This is a genomic window from Psychrobacter sp. TB67 (assembly GCF_000511065.1).
GTDB lineage: Bacteria > Pseudomonadota > Gammaproteobacteria > Pseudomonadales > Moraxellaceae > Psychrobacter > Psychrobacter okhotskensis.
Genome location: NZ_AYYA01000017.1, coordinates 1 through 1,325 on the forward strand (window position 1 = coordinate 1; position 1,325 = coordinate 1,325).

Here is a 1,325-nt window from a genome sequence, read left to right on the forward strand (position 1 = left end):
GCCATTGGTGCAAACGTTGTGACCAAAGGCGGATCTTCTATTGCCATTGGTGGTGACGATCTAAATGCCGCCTCTCAAGCCAATATTGATGGCACCTCAGCATCTGCAATCAATGGAGGTGATGTCAATACCGCATTCAAAGCTTATACGGGTCGTGACCTTGTTGAAGCGGGATATTACGTTAGAAATACCGAAGCTGGTGGTGCTGCTTCTATAGCGATTGGCTCAAAAGCGCTTTCTAAAGGTGCTTTGTCTACGGCTATTGGCGTACAGTCTTCCTCAGCGGGTGTTGCGTCCTCAGCCTTTGGCATGGGATCGTCAGCAAGCTTAGATGGTTCGGTTGCTTTAGGTGCAGGGTCAACGACTGCCACAAATGCAACCACTGAGTCGACCATGACCGTTGGCGGGGTCACACATACCATTGCAGGTCCTGCGATGCGAGTTGGTGATCAGGTCTCAGTTGGTTCAGCCGGCGCTGAGCGTCAGATCAAACACGTCGCTGGTGGAGCGGTGAATGCAAGCAGCACGGATGCGGTGAATGGCAGTCAGTTGCATGCCACTAATACTACCGTTGCCGCTAATAAAACCAAATACTATAGCGTGAAATCAACGGGTGGTAGCAACGATGACAACCTAGGTGCCACGGGTGAAAACGCGATGGCAATGGGTCGAAACGCCAGTGCGACTGGCAGTCAAGGCATTGCCATTGGTAGCGGCGGCAGTGGTCAACACACCACCGCAATGGGTGAGCAATCTATCGCCATTGGTGCAAACGTTGTGACCAAAGGCGGATCTTCTATTGCCATTGGTGGTGACGATCTAAATGCCGCCTCTCAAGCCAATATTGATGGCACCTCAGCATCTGCAATCAATGGAGGTGATGTCAATACCGCATTCAAAGCTTATACGGGTCGTGACCTTGTTGAAGCGGGATATTACGTTAGAAATACCGAAGCTGGTGGTGCTGCTTCTATAGCGATTGGCTCAAAAGCGCTTTCTAAAGGTGCTTTGTCTACGGCTATTGGCGTACAGTCTTCCTCAGCGGGTGTTGCGTCCTCAGCCTTTGGCATGGGATCGTCAGCAAGCTTAGATGGTTCGGTTGCTTTAGGTGCAGGGTCAACGACTGCCACAAATGCAACCACTGAGTCGACCATGACCGTTGGCGGGGTCACACATACCATTGCAGGTCCTGCGATGCGAGTTGGTGATCAGGTCTCAGTTGGTTCAGCCGGCGCTGAGCGTCAGATCAAACACGTCGCTGGTGGAGCGGTGAATGCAAGCAGCACGGATGCGGTGAATGGCAGTCAGTTGCATGCCACTAATAC

1 pseudogene is annotated in these 1,325 nt (G+C 52.1%); it reads left to right on the forward strand.

Annotated elements, in window-relative coordinates:
• Window positions 1-1,325 (forward strand): annotated as a pseudogene (locus tag W293_RS0102950) (hypothetical protein); the annotation flags it as partial.